The organism is Enterobacter sp. BIGb0383 (genome assembly GCF_003751845.1).
Taxonomy (GTDB): Bacteria; Pseudomonadota; Gammaproteobacteria; order Enterobacterales; family Enterobacteriaceae; genus BIGb0383.
Window position 1 is genome coordinate 1,455,963 of the sequence record NZ_RJKQ01000001.1, and the last position, 16,948, is coordinate 1,472,910.

The window sequence follows — 16,948 nt, forward strand, 5'->3', positions numbered from 1 at the left end:
CATCGGGAAGCGCCTTCGCTTCCCGATAAGCATTACTCCAGCCTCAGCGACTCCACCACGTTAATCCAGCCGTGTTCGCTGACGATATCCCGGCCGTTAAACCAGCGGCGCAGCATATTCAGCGCCATCATGGCGCAGACTTCCTGACGAACCGGAAGGCTGTAGCGGGTGGTGTTGAACTTCACCCGCAGCGCCCAGGTGCCTTCCGCTGTTGCCAGGGCAAAGTTCAGATGGTCGTCGGCGAGTCCGGTAATGGAGAGCGCCAGCCCGGCAAAATGGTTGCTGCGACGGTCCGCGGCCCAGTGGGCAGTTTGCGCCAGAGTTTCGTCCTGAGACGGCACCACTTCGCTGGCCAGCAGCGGTGCACCGGCGCGGGAGAGCTGCAGAGCCAGCAGTCCTCCGGTGAACTGCTCGCTGAGCGTCAGGCCCAGCTGGCGATCCTGGAGCTGCTGCGCAATCTGCGCGGGCAGACCTTCGGTGCCTTCGAAAATCAGGCTTTCGCCCGCGACCTTTTTCACTTCCGGCCACAAAGCTTCCATCGCCTGGCGCTGCTCTGCCGGACCGGTGAGTTTCAGCTCAATAATCGGCATTGAAGAGCGGTAGCCGAGGGTTACGCCCGGCGGCATTGGCAGTGAATCCAGGCTCTGCGCCAGATCGCTTTCCGAACGGCCAAAGGTGGTGAGGCGCAGACAGAGCGGCGGCGAAGGCAGATCGAAACGCTGCTGCAGACGCGGCAGGATCTCTTTTTCCACCATCACCTTAAATTCTGACGGCACGCCAGGGGTAAAGAACATCAGGCAGCGGTTAAGCCGGACGGCAAAGCCACAGGCGGTGCCGACCGGGTTATCGACCAGCTCGGCGCTGGCGGGAATTTCCGCCTGCTTGCGGTTGCTCGGCGCCATCACGCGGCCGCGCTCGCTAAAGAACTGCTCCATCTGCGCAAGCCAGGCTTCATGCAGTACCAGGCCTTCGCCTTTGGCCGTTGCCGCCGCCAGCGCGCTGAGATCGTCGCTGGTCGGCCCGAGGCCGCCGTTCACGATCAGCACATCGGCATGCAGGCTTCGTTCGCGCAAAATGGCGACCAGATCGTCGAGCTTATCGCCTACGGTGTTTCGACGCGCCAGCGGCAGTCCCTGATTAAAAAAGTAATCGGCCAGCCAGGCGGCATTGGTATCGGTTATTTGTCCATGTAAAACTTCGTCGCCGGTGGACAGCATCTCCACTGTTATCATCATTTTCTCCAGCATAAAGAAGACGACTTACTATAGCGTATGGGGGGACGTTCGCGGAGGGAAAAAACGGGCGCGGCAGCGTGCCACGCCCGATAAATCAGAAGCTAGCGCTGACGCCCACGTACGGACCGTCGGCAACCTTGTTATCGCGTTTGCCTTCTTTACCGCTCAGGTTGATATAGCGGTAACCTGCTTCAATGCTCAGCGGACGCATAATGGTGTAGCGCGCACCGGCATTGGCTTCGGTGTAGTCTTTCACGCCGCTGGAGAGGGAATCCGGGGAGTAGTAGTACTCGCCGAACAGGCGCAGGCTGTCCATCATCTGCCACTGTAAGCCACCGCCGACCGCTGCCGCGTAGCCTTCACTGCCCACGTCCGGGTTCAGGTAAACACCTTTACCGCCTACGGTAGCCATCATCGGACCCAGCGGAATATTGAAGCCCAGACCCAGACCCACGATGTCGCCATCGTCATCGTTATGCGCCCAGTTACCGCTCAGCGCCAGACCGGAGCTCTCGGTACCCGCGCCAAAGCCAAAGTTGGTGTAGTCTTTGCCCACCTGACCATTGAAACTGACCGCGTTAGCGGCGCCGGATACCAGCAGCAGGCCAGTCAGTCCTGCAACAACAGCTTTTTTCATTTTTACTCATCCGCGCAAGAAAAAAGGGGCAATGCCCCGAACGGGGTGGATTGTACCCTTGAAAGTAAATTATTCAATCGGTTAAAAGGCCTGCTTTTCTCTTTATTTCTGCTACTCTAAAACCCCTTCACTTCACAAGGATTAACCCCATGCGTCAAAGGACTATTGTGTGCCCGCTTATCCAGAACGACGGTCATTATCTGCTGTGCAAAATGGCCGACGATCGCGGCGTGTTTCCCGGACAGTGGGCGCTGTCAGGCGGCGGCGTGGAGCCGGGGGAGCGAATTGAAGAGGCCCTGCGCCGGGAGGTCCGCGAAGAGCTGGGTGAGAAACTGCGCTTTGCCAGCATCACCCCCTGGACCTTCAGGGATGACATCAGAATCAAAACCTATGCCGACGGCAGTAAAGAAGAGATCGCCATGATCTACCTGATCTTTGACTGCGTCAGCGAAAATCGGGACGTTGAAATTAACGACGAGTTTCAGGACTTCGCCTGGGTTAGCCCGCAGGACCTGCCGCAGTATGACCTTAACGTCGCCACCCGCGAGACCCTCAGCTTAAAAGGGCTGCTTTGAGCCATCAGGCGACGGAAACGCTGTGAACCCACTGCTGTAGCGCCCGGCGAGAAACTTTAATACCGCCGTTTGTTAGCGCCTCCGGCAGTGGCAGCCAGTGGATCGGCAGTTGAAAACGCGCCAGCCGCTCACTTGCCCATGCGGCCAGCTCGCTGAGATCCAGCTCAGGCTCGGCGTCCAGTACCGCCACCGGGCGCTGGCCGAATTCCGCATCGTCAATCGGCACAATAAACAGCTGGCGGACCAGAGGATGCGTGGCTATCACTCGCTCAACCTCCTCCGGCTGGATCCCTTCCCCACCGCTGAAGAACAGGTTATCCATCCGACCAATAATCGTTAGCCTGCCGTTGCGAATTTCGCCGCGATCGCGGGTCGCAAACCAGCCCTGCTCGTTAACCAGGGGCACCAGCCCACCGTCACGCCAGTAGCCCGCCGCCAGGCTTTGCGCCCGCAGCCAGACTTCACCCTCGACGATACGCAGCTCCCGACCCGGCAGCACCGCGCCGACATCGGCTTCACCGTCCGCCTCTTTGGCACAGACCGTCGAGGCAAACTCGGTCAGACCGTAGCCACAAAAACTGCGAATGCCTCTGGCCTGCGCCTCGTTTGTCAATTCCACCGGGATCGCCGCGCCGCCCAGCAGGACGGCCTTCAGGGAGATGCGGGCCGGGTCATTCAGCAGGCGCCAGAGCTGAGTCGGCACCAGCGATGCGTGAGTACAACCGGCAAGAGCCTGCGCCAGCGGCTGCCTGTCACGCACGGTTAAGCGCGCACCGGCCTGTAGCCAGCGCCAGAGGATGCCCTGGCCCGACACGTGAAACAGGGGCAGCGACAGCAGCCAGTCATCATCCCCGGCGTAGGGGATCAGCGCCAGCACGCCTTCGGCGCTGGACAGATGAGCACGACCGCTGTGCACCGCCGCCTTAGGCAGCCCCGTCGAACCGGAGGTCAGGGTCATTGAAGCCAGGCGATCCGGCTGCCAGTCAACGGCGTAGGCCGTCGTCAGCGGCTGTAAAATAAGGGGATGTAAATCCGGGCACGGCGTGTCATCTTCCAGCGTCAGGGCATGACGCAGGCTAAGCGACGGCAGCAGCGTCGCCAGCAAACTCTCCGGCAGCTGCGGATTCACCGGCAGAACCCGCGCTCCGCACTGCAATAATGCCAGCCAGGCGAGCAGCGTCTGCGGTCCGTTCGCGGCCCGCAGCATCACGCCGTCACCGTCACGCACGCCCTGGGCGTAAAAACCCGCCGCCAGGCCGTCAAGCTGCTGGCACAGGGCGCGCCAGCTTAGGGTGATCTCATTCAGACGCAGGGCCGTTCTGTCCGCACCACGCTGTCTCCATTCGCGCCATGGCCAGTCACTGAACGTCATCGCAGCCGCTCCAGAGAGGTTAATTCCGCGCACGGCAGCGGGCTGTCAGGCCAGCGCCGCACCAGCTGGGTCTGCATCAGATTCAGCGTATCCAGCCCTGGAATGGTCTGCGGCGTCAGCCAGGCCGCGATGCGCGCCAGCTGCGTCAGGCCAAGGCTGGATTCGATCGACGAGCTAATCACCGCCGTCAGACCCAGCGCATGCGCCGCCGTCACCTGCTCGCGTACCCGCTCCAGGCAGCCGGTCAGCGTCGGCTTAATCACCACCGCGCTCAGGCCCGGTTCGGCGGCAAAGCGGAAATCCGCCTCGCGCAGACTTTCGTCCCAGGCGATAGCGATCCCGGTCTCCTGCGCAAAGGCGCGGGAGTCGTCCCGGGTCCGGCACGGCTCTTCGATAAAGGCAATGCGCGAGCGATAGTCCGGATTAACATACTTCGCAAACTGCTGCGCCTTTAGCGGCGTCCAGGCGCGGTTTGCATCGAGACGCAGACGCAGATCGGGGATCGCCTCCAGGAGCAGGTTGACCACCATCCCGTCGCGCACGGCTTCGTACAGGCCGACTTTGACCTTCGCCACCTTCTCGCCAGGCATAGCGGCAAGCGCGGCAAACAGCTCGTCCGGGTCACCGGTACACAGGGGGGCAGCACGATAGTCCGCCGCCTGGGGCAGCGTCTCCTGCAACTCCGCCAGCGCACAGCTCAGGCCAAAAGCGGCGGAGGGCTCGGACGGCCAGTCGCCCTCCTGCCCTGCCAGCCACGCATCGACCCAGGCCAGCACCGCACCCTGGGCGTCCTGCAGCGTCTCCTGGCTAAAACCGGGAAGCGGGGCCACTTCGCCCCAGCCTTCCCTGCCATTTTCGCTCAGGTGAACAAAGAGTCCGTCGCGGGTTTTCAGGCGCCGCTCGCGCAGCACCACGCCCGCATCCATCGGGATTTGCCAGCGGTAAACCTGCGCCCGACGCATCTTACGGATTCCGTTTAAATTTGCTGAAGTCCGGCTGACGCTTCTGGTTGAAGGCGTTGCGCCCTTCCTGACCCTCTTCGGTCATATAGAACAGCATGGTGGCGTTACCCGCCAGCTCCTGCAGACCGGCCTGGCCGTCGCAGTCGGCGTTAAGGGCTGCTTTCAGGCAGCGCAGCGCCATCGGGCTGTTCTGCAGCATTTCACGGCACCAGCGTACGGTCTCTTTTTCCAGATCCGCCAGCGGAACAACCGTGTTGACCAGGCCCATATCCAGCGCCTGTTTTGCATCGTACTGACGGCAGAGGAACCAGATCTCACGCGCTTTTTTCTGTCCAACGATACGCGCCATATAGGACGCGCCCCAGCCGCCGTCGAAGGAGCCGACTTTCGGGCCGGTCTGGCCGAAAATCGCGTTCTCAGCCGCAATGGTCAGATCGCACATCATATGCAGCACGTGACCGCCGCCGATGGAGTAACCCGCGACCATCGCCACAACCGGCTTCGGAAGCGTGCGGATCTGACGCTGGAAGTCGAGCACGTTGAGGTGATGGACGCCGGAGTCATCCTGATAGCCGCCGTAGTCGCCGCGCACCTTCTGATCGCCGCCGGCACAGAAGGCCTGATCGCCTTCGCCGGTCAGCACGATAACCCCGATATTGTCATCGTAGCGGGCATCGTTCATGGCATCGATCATCTCTTTAACCGTCAGCGGGCGGAATGCGTTACGCACCTGCGGGCGGTTGATGGTGATTTTGGCGATACCGTCGGTGGATTTCTGGTAGCGGATATCGCTGTAGCCTTCGGAACAGTCGAGCCACTCAACGGGTGCATACAGCATGGATTCATCAGGATAGAGCATAGTGTGTCCTTTCGTCAGAAATGCAGAATGTGGGCCAGACGGTCCGCGACCCGAGCCGGGTTTTCCCGGTGGGCGTTGTGTCCGGCATCATGAATAAGATGGTGTGGCGCGGCCAGTTCGTCGGCAATGGTCGCAAACTTAGCGTCGTTCTCGCCGCACAGATAATGAAACGGCACCCCGAGCGTACGCAGCGCCGGGCGATAGTCAGGCTGGACCGCCAGAGAAGTGGCGAGCAGCATTTTTGCCAGCTGAGGGCCGTTGTTTTCCTGGCGCAGAGACACCAGCGCACGCCGTGCGTCGGGCATCATGTCGGCAAATATCGGCTGGCGATACCAGGCATCGAACGCCTGCGGCAGCGGCTGCTGACGAAAACACGTCGCCCAGCGGCTATCGCTAACCCAGCGCGCCTGGCGTGCAGCCTCATTCGCCAGGCCGGGATTCCCGCCCTCAATGATAATGCCGCACAGACCCGGCTCCGCGTCTTCGCAGGCCCAGCTCATCGCAATACGACCGCCCATCGAGTAACCGATCAGCCAGTGCTTGAGTATGTTGTAACTATTCAGGGTAGCGCGCAGCGCCTGACGAACCTGGGCGAAATCGCTAACCTCAACGTCGACCGACTGACCGTGTCCGGGCAAATCGATATAGAGCCGGGGATAGTCGGCTAATCGTGCGCCCACCGGCTGCCACTCCCGGGCATCGCCGGAAAAACCGTGCAAAAACACCAGCCAGGGTAACCCCGGCTTGCCCGGCTGCGCCACCGCGTGCAGCGTCACAGCTGGCTTACCTGCGCCAGCAGCTGCGAGAGGGTTTGTGCGCCCTCAGTATCGTCCACCACCAGCTCAATCAGCGTGGTGCCTTTGCCATGCCACGCCCCGTTCAGCGCATCATCGAACTGCTGCCAGTTCTGCGGCCGATGATAGTCCAGACCAAACATGGCCGCGGCGTGATCGAAATGGACGTTCTGCGGCATCGCGTAGAAACGCTCCCGCGCTTCGGCCGGGGTCGGCAGCATAGAGAAAATTTGGCCGCCGTTATTGTTAACGACGATCAGCACCAGCGGCGCGGAAACGTCACGCAGCAGCGCCAGGGCATTAAGATCGTAGAGCGCGGAAAGGTCGCCGACAATCGCCAGCGTGGGTCTCTGACCCGCACGATGCACGCCGGCGGCCGTCGAAATCAGGCCGTCGATACCGCTGGCACCGCGATTACTGTAAACAGGATACCCGGCCGGAAGCTGTGAAAGCGCATCGACAAGACGGACCACCAGGCTGTTGCCGACAAACAGCTGCCCCTGCTCCGGCAGATACCCCGCCATACGATGAGCCAGTTGCGCTTCGCCAAACGCATCGCGACGCGCTACGGCTAACTGCCAGGCCTGCTGCGCCAGCGCGGGAAGCGTCACGCACCAGGGCTGCTGTTTTTCCGCCGGATGCTGCGCCAGCCAGTCGCCAACCGGGGCCACCAGCCGACGTCCACGATGGTGGGCCGGATCCAGACGGCCCGAGAGGCTGTCCACCACCCAGTATTCTTGCGGTTCGCAGCTGGCCTGCCACTGGAGCACGCGCTTGCCGGTCAGACTACTGCCCAGCTGGATAACAATCTGCGCCTGATTCAGCGCGTCGAGCGCACGCGGGTTGCTCAGCCATAAGTCGGCGCAGGGCAAAGGCTGACCGGTTTGCGACAGCACATCGCCAATCAGCGGCCAGCCCAGCGTTTGTGCCCAGTCGGCGACCTGACGGCCTTCGTCGGCGCTCATTCGGCCTGCCAGCACCACGCCGCGCTGCTGTCGCCAGAAGGCCCAGTCCTGCTCAGGCTGACCCGGGGCCGACGACCCGCTGCGCAGCCAGGGCGTATCCTGCTGCCACCAGTCACCGAGCGCCTGTTGCCAGGCTAGCCCAGTTTCGTCCATATCGCCGTACAGCGGTTCAGCAAACGGACAGTTAATATGAATAGCCCCGCCCCGCAGAGTAGACAAGGCATTATCGACAGTCGATACCAGCCAGCGCGCCGGAATGGCTTCCGTCGGACGCGGCAGGGCCAGGCTTTGCGCCGGATGCGAGGCAAACATCCCCGGCTGGCGGATGGCCTGATTGGCCCCGCAGTCGATCAGTTCAGGCGGGCGGTCGGCCGTCAACAGGATGAGCTTTTCACCGGTCAGACCCGCTTCAATTAACGCCGGGTAGAGGTTCGCGACGGCCGTACCGGAGGTGACAATCACCGCCACCGGCTGCTGGCTGACTTTCGCCAGCCCCAGCGCCAGATGACCAAGACCGCGCTCGTCAAAATGCGTATGGGAAGTGAGCGCAGGGTTCTCCGCCGCCGCCAGGGTTAGCGGGGTCGAACGCGAGCCGGGCGCGATACAGACGTGCTGCACGCCGTGGCGGGTGAGAGCTTCAAGAATGACCGCCGCCCAGCGTCGGTTAAATGCGCTTACTGACATGAGTTTGTCCGGTATCAATATTGCGACTCAGTATAATGAATCGCGAATAATAGATTTTTGATATGGGTCGTTATTGTGTGAGTCAGTGCGACATGAAAAACAGACGCCTGCGCAAAGGAAAGGCGAAGAAGCACGGCTTTCCTTGCTGAAAGCCGCATATTATACGGGGGTACCGACTAAATTACAGTACCCCTGATTAAGGAGGGGTGAGGCGGGAGGTTAGCGGCGGAGCAGGAGGCCAAGCACCAGGCCGGCAGCGGCACCCACGCCGATACCCTGCCAGGGGTTTTGATGCACATAGTCATCGGCGCGATACGCCGCGCGTTTGGCCCGATAGTAATAGGTATCCGAAGCATTAGAGACGCGGGATTTGACCTCTTCCAGCGCCAGCTCGGCGCGGGCTTTCAGCTCAAGATACTTTTGATCCGCCGGATCGCCCGAGGCGCGTAACACCTCTTCAAGCGTTTCGCTCAGCAGGGCCAGATCGTCATCAATACGTGAGTCCCAGGAATGTTGGGTCATTCTTTTCTCTCCTGTTTACAATCAGTCCGCTAACTATAGTCAATGCCGCCCGGTTATGCCTGGCCTGCAGCGCATGCCATGCCGATATGCGGGATGCCGTCTTCGAGGTAAGTTTCCCCCACGGGCACAAAACCGAAGTGGCCGTAGAAGCCCTGTAAATGCGCCTGCGCGCTCAGGTAGATTTCGCTGTCAGGCCAGTGCTGGCGGCAGCTGGCGACGGTTTTCTCCATCAGCTTATTGCCCAGTTTTTCACCGCGAGCCGCGTCGCTGACAATCACCCGTCCAATCACCACCGGCTCAAGATCGTCGTCGCTTTTCAGAATCCTCGCATACGCGATCAGCTGGTTGTCGCGCCAGGCCAGGATATGGCGGTTATTACCCACCAGATCGTCGCCGTCAACGTCCAGATAGGGGCAATTCTGTTCCACAACAAAGACTTCGCAGCGCAATTTCAGCAGCGCATAGAGCTGGGGAACGGTTAGCTGGTCGTGATGTAAATCCTGCCAGGCGATCATGCTTTACTCCTTATTCCTCCGCGCAGCGTATATGATAAGTCTCTGACACGGTGCCGAAGGTAATGGTTATGGAATTGATTTTTTTGGGAACTTCCGCTGGCGTCCCTACCCGCACGCGTAATATGACATCCATCGCGCTGAACCTGCAACAGCCGGACCGCGCCGGGATCTGGCTGTTTGACTGCGGCGAAGGCACGCAGCATCAGTTTCTGAAAACGGCGTTTAATCCGGGCAAGGTCGATAAAATCTTTATCACCCATCTGCACGGGGACCATCTGTTTGGCCTGCCCGGTCTGCTGTGCAGCCGATCCATGCAGGGCAATTCGAGCCTGCCGCTCACCCTGTACGGCCCGAAGGGGCTGCGTGAGTTTGTCGAGATGGCCCTGCGCCTGAGCGGCTCCTGGACCGACTATCCGATGACCATTCATGAAATCACTCCCGGAGAGGTGTTCGATGACGGTCAGTTTAGCGTCACCGCCTGGCCGCTTGACCATCCGGTTGAGTGCTACGGCTATCGCATCGTGGAACACGACAAGCCCGGATCGCTGAACGCCGCCGCTCTGCGCGAACAGGGAATTCAGCCCGGCCCGCTGTTTCAGCGCCTGAAACGCGGCGAAAGCGTTCAGCTTGACGATGGACGCGTGGTTAACGGCAGCGATTTCCTCGGCCCGCCCCAGCGCGGTAAGACGCTGGCCATTTTCGGCGATACCGCTCCCTGCCCGGCCGCGCTGGAGCTGGCTCGCGACGCGGATGTGATGGTCCATGAAACCACCCTGGAAGATGCGATGGCGGAAAAAGCCAACGCCCGGGGCCACTCCACCTCCCGCCAGGCGGCAAGGCTGGCAAAGGAGGCCGGTGTCGGACGACTGATTGTCACCCACGTCAGTTCGCGCTATGACGCAGAAGGCTGCCAGCAACTGCTGAACGAGTCCCGGGAGGTGTTCCCGAATACCGACATGGCGGAAGATTTCAGCATTATTTCACTTTAGTTTTTGCTGCGCGAACGGTCTGCAAGCCTTGCCGTTCGCGCCCTTCCCCTTTATCTCTGCGCACTGAAGCCCCTCAGACCGGGGCTGGCCTGCGTAAACCCCCTGTATTTTTTCTTTGCTGTGCCGATAACCGAAATACACAGCTCGACTCCCGTATTAATGCTTGAGGGTTTTATGGATACTTTCCAGAAAGATATCGATGACAGGGCGAACCTTACCCTGTCGAACCGGTTTGAACTTTTGCTGTTCCGTCTTGGTACGTCTGCGCACTCTGAGAAGTCCGAGCTGTTTGGCATTAACGTGTTTAAGCTGCGTGAAATTGTTCCGATGCCGGTCTTTACTAAACCCGCGGGTATCAAGTCTCCGCTGATGGGTATGGTCAATATTCGCGACCAGATTATCCCGGTTATCGATCTCGCTGCCGTCGCCGGCTGTACGCCGAGCACCGGCCTGAATATTCTGCTGATCACCGAATATGCCCGCAGCGTACAGGCCTTTGCGGTGGAGTCGGTGGACAATATTATTCGCCTCGACTGGAAGCAGGTTCATACGGCAGAGAAAGCCGTAAACGGCCACTACATCACCAGTATTGCCTGTCTCGATGAAGACAAAGACAGCAACAACCTGGCCCTGGTACTGGACGTGGAACAGATCCTCTATGACATTACCCCGGAAGATCACGATCTGCATGCCAAGAACCTGAAAACCAACAAATTCAACATCAAGCCGGGTGCGGTAGCCATTGTTGCCGAAGACTCCAAAGTGGCGCGTTCGATGCTGGAAAAAGGCCTTGAGGCGATGGAGATCCCTGCTCAACTGCATATTACCGGTAAAGAAGCCTGGGAGAAGATTGAGCTGCTGGCTGCCGAAGCCCAGGCGGAAGGCGTGCCGATTTCCGACAAAATCTCGCTGGTGCTGACCGACCTGGAGATGCCGGAGATGGACGGCTTTACGCTGACCCGTAAGATCAAAACCGATCCGCGTCTGAAAAAGCTGCCGGTGATTATTCACTCTTCCCTGTCGGGTAATGCCAACGAAGACCACGTGCGTAAAGTGCAGGCCGATGGCTACGTGGCAAAGTTTGAGGTCAACGAGCTGTCATCCGTGATCCAGGAAGTGCTGGAGCGCGTCGCCAACAATGTTCAGGGCCCGCTGATTAGCCGTCAGCGCCAGGAGTCGAAAGCCCTGCCGGTGAGCAAGTCGTCATAATAAGAACACGCCGCGAGCCTGAGAGTCGCGGCATTTTTTTATGGAAGAGAAAACACTCCCGGGCTGACAGTATGCCTGTTCTCTCTTTCATGCTTTTCCGCATCACATAACAACCCATATCTCCCGTCGATCCTCTGGGCTATCGCGCGGGAAAAGCTCTAACCGAAGGATAATTATCAAAGGAATACCATGAACTTTTTAACAAAGATTAAACTCAGCACAATGCTTGTAACCGGTTTCACGACGGTTATTGTCATCGGCCTGCTGGTCGCGGCCCTGGGCCGTTCGCACCTGGTCGACCTGGGTGGCGACATTCAATCCCTCTCGGAAAAAAACCTCGCCAGCCTGATCCTGATTCAGGATGCGAAGAGCGGTTTTGATTCCGTCGCCCGCTCGGTACGCAATATCGGCCTGTCCGACGACCGCAGCCGTATCCAGCAGGAAAAGACGCTGATCGACCAGCAAATCGCCCGCAATACCGACACCCTGGCAAAGCTGTATGAAATCCTCGATACGCCCGCCACCCGCGACCAGCTGGAAAGTCTGACCAAAGCGCGCCCGCCCTACCGCGACGCGGTGAATAAAGCGGTCACCCTTGGCGTGTCCGAAAACCCGGACGATCGTGCCGAAGCCCTGCGAATCATGGTCAATGAGATGCAGACCACCCAGGCCCCGGTGTTCGCCGCCCTGGACAGCATGACCGAACTGCAGAAAAAGTTAACCCTTGAGGTGACCACCAGCGCCATGGAAGAAGCCCGCGCAGACGGCGCGATGCTGCTGTGGATTGCCGCCCTGGGTGCGCTGGTCGGCGTCATTGTCTCCTTCCTGATCACCCGCACGATTAAAAGCCAGATTGGCGGCGAGCCTTCCTACGCCGCCGAAGTGGCCCGTCAGGTTGCCGAAGGAAATCTGGCCGTAGCCGTGGATCTGCGCCCGGGCGATGAGCACAGCGTGCTGGCCGCGATGAACAGTATGCGTAAGAGCCTGAGCAATATAGTTGAACAGGTTCGTCATAGCAGCGAATCCATTGCCACCGGCGCCAGCGAAATTGCCGCCGGCAGCACCGACCTGAGCCAGCGTACGGAAGAGCAGGCCGCCAGCCTGCAGCAGACCGCCGCCTCAATGGAAGAGATGAGCCAGACCGTTCAGCAGAATACCGATACGGTGCGCAGCGCCAGTGCGCTTGCAAAAACCACCAGCGAGACCGCAGCCAAAGGCGGTAAAGCGGTCGGTAATATCGTGGTCACCATGAAAGAGATCACCGATAGCTCGAACAAAATCGGCGACATTATCAGCGTCATCGACGGCATCGCTTTCCAGACCAACATCCTGGCACTGAACGCCGCCGTTGAAGCCGCCCGCGCCGGTGAGCAGGGTCGTGGCTTCGCGGTGGTAGCAGGTGAAGTTCGCTCGCTGGCGCAGCGTTCTGCTTCCGCCGCCAAAGAGATTAAAGAGCTGATTAACCACAGCGTTGAGAAAGTCGAAACCGGTTCTGCGCTGGTGACCGACGCCGGTAGCACTATCGATGAACTGGTACGCCAGGCCCACCAGGTCGCCGTGCTGATCGGCGAAATCGGCGTCACCACCCAGGAACAGTCGGCCGGTATTTCGCAGATCCACGATGCGGTCAACCAGCTGGATCAGGTCACCCAGCAGAACGCCGCTCTGGTGGAAGAGTCTGCTTCCGCCTCCGATAGCCTGAGCGATCAGGCTGCCCATCTGGTGGAACTGATGAAAGCCTTTGTCGTTGAAGGTTCGGCGTCGCGGCCAGCTCGCGCCACGGACATGAAGCGACCTTCCCTGTCGCCATCAACCTCCTGGTAACAACGAAAAAGGCCTCTGTCGAAACAGAGGCCTTTTTATCCTGCAAAGCTCGCGTTTACGGCGTCACTTTCTCAACGGACGATCCTTCCAGCGCCGCCTTCACAACGCGAAAGACATCGGTATTGTCGATATACTTCCCGTCATTCAGACCCACATATTTCGCGTAGCCTGCGTCGGTGCCGTGCACGCGCGAAGCGAAGGCGTCAGCGCCTGCGCCTTTCGCCCACAGCGGAACCAGCGCGTTAGAGTGGTTGCCGGTCGGACGGAAGGAGATACCCGGCATCTGGCCTTTACCTTTGTTGGTCACGGCTTCAAACGCGGTTTTCTGCGCGTCCGGGCCCATCGGCATGCCGTTATCGTGGTCGGTGGTGACGATCAGCAGGGTTTCATCCCAGCTGCTGTTTTTCTCTACCCACTCGATAACCGACGACACCGCGTTGTTAAAATCAGCGGTCTCTTCAATCAGACGACCATATTCCACGCCCACGCAGTTAGGGTTATAGGAGTTACCCCAGTCGCCTTTGCCGGTACAGGCATTGCTGGTATGCGCGGACCAGTCGGTCGCGCCGCCTTCAACCATCACAAAGAAGCCGTTGGTATTTTTGCTCAGGTGCTGAATCGCACCCTCGGTCATGGTTTTCAGCGTCGGGACAGTGCGGATATACGCATCGCCGGAAGGCGTGGCCGCATCTTTACCGACGATGGCCGCCTGGCGTCCCTGCTGCAGAGTGCCGTTCGGCGCCACGTTCGGAGAACCCAGCAGCGGGCCTTCATAGCGCAGAGAGCCGCTTGCCAGTTGGGTAAACTCATCCGTGCTGCGGATCACTTTCCACGGCTGGCTGCCTCCGGCCGGGGTCAGTTTGCCGGAGGTCAGCGCATCCGCTTCCGCTTTGGCCAGATAGGTATATGAGTCATCGCCACAGCCTGCGGCAGACTCATCCTTCGCCAGCTTGCCGCACTCGGTGCCGTTCGAGTTAAAGCCCGGCAGACCGGTGCCCATAATCAGATCCAGCTTGCCGGACGTCAGCATCTGGTGGGAGATAGCATGGTAATCGTTGCGGGATGCGTTCTGTGCGCCGTATGCAGCAGGCGTTGCGTGAGAGAACGGTACGCTGGTGACCACACCGGTCGCTTTACCCTGCTCTTTCGCGACGAGGGTAACAAAGCTGACCGGTTTGCCGTTGTTGTCGACGTTAATGGCGTTGTTATAGGTCTTGGTGCCGGAGGCCAGGGCGGTACCGGCGGCAGCGCTGTCGGTCGGGTCCGTTGCCAGATACGCATAGCCTTTAAACGGCAGGTCTTTATCCGCGTTCGGGGCGGTATCCCAGGCCTTCTGCGGATCGTAATTCACTAATGACTCGGCGCTGTGGGTCGCTTTTTTCGACGCGTTCAGCGGATAGGTCGTCATGGCATATTTTACCGGGAACCCGGCGTACGGCGTGTGCTCGCGGCCGCCATACTGCCAGTCGGCCGTTGCGTCCCAGGCTCCCCAACCCGCCCCGTCGTTGATCATCACAATCACGTTTTTGGCTTTGACCTCGGCTGCCGTTGCCACAGAAGGCACGGCCGCAGCCATACCGGCGAAGGACAAGATGCAGAGGGCTAAATGGCTTTTACGAAACAGAGCGGAAGCGTTCAGCGCGGGGCGTTGACGGGTCATACTAATTCTCCATTGGTTTAAAATAACATTAATTATTTTCAAATCATTTCAAATTGTTGGGCTTTGTTTCGTTTAAGTATTGAGGAGTTGCATGACAAATTAATGACAGAGAACAACGTGGATTCGGGGCGAGGTGCCTCCCGCCTGCGCGGGAGGCGGTTACTTAAAATTTATACTCAACGCCGAGCCAGTAGTTGCGGCCTTCTTCGATAAAACCTTCCGTGTAAGCGTAGCGGGTATCGAACAGATTATTCACCGAAGCATTGACGCTAAACCCATGCCCGATGCGGTAATCTGTCCGCAGATGGGTAAGGGCAAAGCCCGCCGCCTTTTGCGTGCCATTCGTATTACTGTAGCTGGAAGAGCGCGCCTCTTCCGACAGGGTCACACTCAGCGGATCCCAGGGCTTAAAGGTCATCCAGGCCGTCAGGGTTTGCGTCGGCAGACCGGTGATTTTTCCCACGTCGCTGCGTTTAGGGTCGGCATGGATCAGGCCATAGCTCAGCCCCACATCCAGCATGTCGCTCAGTTCCCCCTTCAGTCCCACGTCAAGACCGCTGTAATCCACCCGGCCCGTGTTCTGATTTTGTACCGTGAAGGCATCAATATTCTGCGACCTGATCGCATCGCCGACACGGTTATAGTAAGCGCCAATCTCATAGCCCCAGTGGCGACCGAGAGTACCATTCCAGGTCAGATTGAGGATCTTCGCACGTTCGGGCTTGAGCGCAGGGTTAACCCGTGCAACCTGATTCGACGCCGGTCTGGACGTGGTGTAACGCTCTTTCAGGGTCGGGAACCGGGTTTTGTCGGACAAGGAGAGCGCCAGCGTATCCTCATTGTCGAAATGGTATTTGGTCATCACCTGCCAGTTAAACGCCGTCGGGCTATTATCGTCATAGCGGGTGACGGTGCCGTTGCTCTCATACTTCAGCCCTTCCCGACTGTCGCGTTGGTCGAAGCTGATACCGGCCACCACGTCCAGGTTATCGGCCGCGGCCCACTGGTATTCGCTGGCCAATGACCAGGTCCGGTCTTTATAGAGGTCGAATGGCGCGTTGACCGCCTTTTTTTCCCGATGAACATCATCTTTCCAGTTTACGGCAAACGACAGGACATCGCTTTCGCGCACATCTGCGGATAACTGCAGACCGCCACCCTGGCTGTAAGCAGAATAGTAGCTGTAGTCTCCGATCTTATTTTTAAGACCGGCCAGCGAGTTATACAGCATCAGCGTGTTTTTGAAGGTGTCGTGATAGAGTCGGCTCTTCAGGGTCAGGCCTTCACCAATATGGGTGATGCCCTGGTAGTAATAGCTCTCTTTATCATACTGGGGCCACTGCCAGTAGCGCGCACCCTGAAGGGTCCCGGAATAAGGCGGGTTATCTTTCTGACCATCCTGATTGATATAGGTGAACGTATACTCATCGTTGGCGCGAGGGGTAAAACCCACCTTCACAACGCCGTGCTTATCATCTGCAGAGGAGTTGATCATTCTGCGGTTTTGCCCGGCAATCTCATTATTCACCCCGCCCGGCAGGCCGAGAAAATCCTGTTTCAATCGGCTACCGCTCAGTTGGATATAGCCCAGATCGTTGCTCGCACCGAAAGAGGCATGCCCGTCCCAGGCATTATGCTTCCCACCGCTCCAGCCCTGCCGGTAGCCGATGCTGGCCTCCAGCGGCTGGGACAGTTTCCGGGTGGTGATATTGATAGCCCCGCCCATCTGGTTCGGCCCCTGCAGCAGCGACGAATAGCCTTTCGACACTTCCACAGACTCAATATCAGAGGTCAGGAAACGCCCTAAATCCAGGTTGCCATCGTAGGGTGTATATATCGGCACGCCGTCAAAAAAGACGGGAACCTGACGGCTATCAAATCCGCGAACTCTGACCTGCAGCTCATTGCGCCCGCCGGACTTTTGCAACGTCACGCCCGGCACGACGCTCAGCGCCTGGGCGACATTTTGCTTATCCAGCGCTTTTATCGTTGTCTGACCGAGAATGGTCGTACTGGTGGTCACAGGACTTGACCAGACGGTCATGGATTCGCCCTCCTGCGCGGCTATCGCCTGATGCGCAAATGCGAGTGACAAAGCGGTGCAAAGTAGCGTTTTCTTCGTTTTCATAATGATCATTCCCTGTTG

General features: G+C 59.1%; 15 protein-coding genes. 4 read left to right on the forward strand and 11 right to left on the reverse strand.

Features of this window, described 5'->3' with window-relative positions; translation table 11 throughout:
• Positions 1-32: 32 nt before the first annotated feature.
• Together EDF81_RS06870 and EDF81_RS06875 are read right to left on the reverse strand one after the other, a co-directional pair.
• Entirely contained in the window at positions 33-1,232 is a 1,200-nt protein-coding gene (locus EDF81_RS06870; protein ID WP_123347337.1) for a nicotinamide mononucleotide deamidase-related protein YfaY, read from the reverse strand.
• Positions 1,233-1,329: 97 nt separating this feature from the next.
• The gene (locus tag EDF81_RS06875; protein WP_123347338.1) at positions 1,330-1,872 is read right to left on the reverse strand and encodes a YfaZ family outer membrane protein; all 543 of its coding nucleotides are present in this window, start codon (positions 1,870-1,872) and stop codon (positions 1,330-1,332) included.
• Between the two features lie 149 nt (positions 1,873-2,021).
• Between EDF81_RS06875 and nudI the strand changes: the two genes are divergently transcribed.
• On the forward strand, positions 2,022-2,447 hold the full coding sequence (gene nudI / locus EDF81_RS06880) for a nucleoside triphosphatase NudI (protein WP_123347339.1): 426 nt from the start codon (positions 2,022-2,024) through the stop codon (positions 2,445-2,447).
• A gap of 4 nt (positions 2,448-2,451) precedes the next feature.
• On the opposite strand, the gene menE is transcribed toward nudI, so the two are convergent.
• The 7 genes from menE to EDF81_RS06915 form a co-directional block, all read right to left on the reverse strand.
• Positions 2,452-3,819, reverse strand: a complete 1,368-nt coding sequence (menE, locus tag EDF81_RS06885) for an o-succinylbenzoate--CoA ligase (protein ID WP_123347340.1) — start codon at positions 3,817-3,819, stop codon at positions 2,452-2,454.
• The gene (gene menC, locus EDF81_RS06890; protein ID WP_123347341.1) at positions 3,816-4,781 is read right to left on the reverse strand and encodes an o-succinylbenzoate synthase; all 966 of its coding nucleotides are present in this window, start codon (positions 4,779-4,781) and stop codon (positions 3,816-3,818) included. Before menC ends, menE begins: the two co-directional genes overlap by 4 nt.
• 1 nt (position 4,782) lies before the next feature.
• Entirely contained in the window at positions 4,783-5,640 is an 858-nt protein-coding gene (gene menB, locus EDF81_RS06895) for a 1,4-dihydroxy-2-naphthoyl-CoA synthase (protein ID WP_123347342.1), read from the reverse strand.
• Positions 5,641-5,654: 14 nt separating this feature from the next.
• The gene (gene menH / locus EDF81_RS06900) at positions 5,655-6,416 is read right to left on the reverse strand and encodes a 2-succinyl-6-hydroxy-2,4-cyclohexadiene-1-carboxylate synthase (protein WP_123347343.1); all 762 of its coding nucleotides are present in this window, start codon (positions 6,414-6,416) and stop codon (positions 5,655-5,657) included.
• A complete protein-coding gene (menD, locus tag EDF81_RS06905) occupies positions 6,413-8,083 on the reverse strand; it encodes a 2-succinyl-5-enolpyruvyl-6-hydroxy-3-cyclohexene-1-carboxylic-acid synthase (RefSeq protein ID WP_123347344.1) in 1,671 nt (556 codons plus the stop codon). The genes menH and menD overlap by 4 nt, the downstream gene beginning before the upstream one ends.
• A gap of 219 nt (positions 8,084-8,302) precedes the next feature.
• Positions 8,303-8,605, reverse strand: coding sequence for a stress response protein ElaB (gene elaB, locus EDF81_RS06910; RefSeq protein ID WP_123347345.1), 303 nt, complete (start codon positions 8,603-8,605; stop codon positions 8,303-8,305).
• Positions 8,606-8,658: 53 nt separating this feature from the next.
• A complete protein-coding gene (locus tag EDF81_RS06915; protein WP_123347346.1) occupies positions 8,659-9,120 on the reverse strand; it encodes a GNAT family N-acetyltransferase in 462 nt (153 codons plus the stop codon).
• A gap of 68 nt (positions 9,121-9,188) precedes the next feature.
• Here EDF81_RS06915 and rnz point away from each other — a divergent pair, with 68 nt between their 5' ends.
• From rnz to EDF81_RS06930, 3 genes are all read left to right on the forward strand, one after another.
• Positions 9,189-10,109, forward strand: coding sequence for a ribonuclease Z (gene rnz / locus EDF81_RS06920; protein WP_123347347.1), 921 nt, complete (start codon positions 9,189-9,191; stop codon positions 10,107-10,109).
• A 174-nt stretch (positions 10,110-10,283) separates the two neighbouring features.
• On the forward strand, positions 10,284-11,318 hold the full coding sequence (locus tag EDF81_RS06925; RefSeq protein WP_123347699.1) for a chemotaxis protein: 1,035 nt from the start codon (positions 10,284-10,286) through the stop codon (positions 11,316-11,318).
• Between the two features lie 189 nt (positions 11,319-11,507).
• Positions 11,508-13,142 carry a methyl-accepting chemotaxis protein gene (locus EDF81_RS06930; protein ID WP_123347348.1) on the forward strand — a complete coding sequence of 545 codons (1,635 nt, stop codon included), beginning with the start codon at positions 11,508-11,510 and terminating at the stop codon, positions 13,140-13,142.
• A gap of 55 nt (positions 13,143-13,197) precedes the next feature.
• Here EDF81_RS06930 and EDF81_RS06935 read toward each other — a convergent pair whose 3' ends face one another.
• Positions 13,198-14,802: an alkaline phosphatase gene (locus EDF81_RS06935; protein WP_123347349.1), complete on the reverse strand. Its 1,605-nt coding sequence runs from the start codon at positions 14,800-14,802 to the stop codon at positions 13,198-13,200.
• Between the two features lie 163 nt (positions 14,803-14,965).
• A complete protein-coding gene (locus tag EDF81_RS06940; RefSeq protein ID WP_123347700.1) occupies positions 14,966-16,930 on the reverse strand; it encodes a TonB-dependent siderophore receptor in 1,965 nt (654 codons plus the stop codon).
• Between the last annotated feature and the right edge of the window lie 18 nt (positions 16,931-16,948).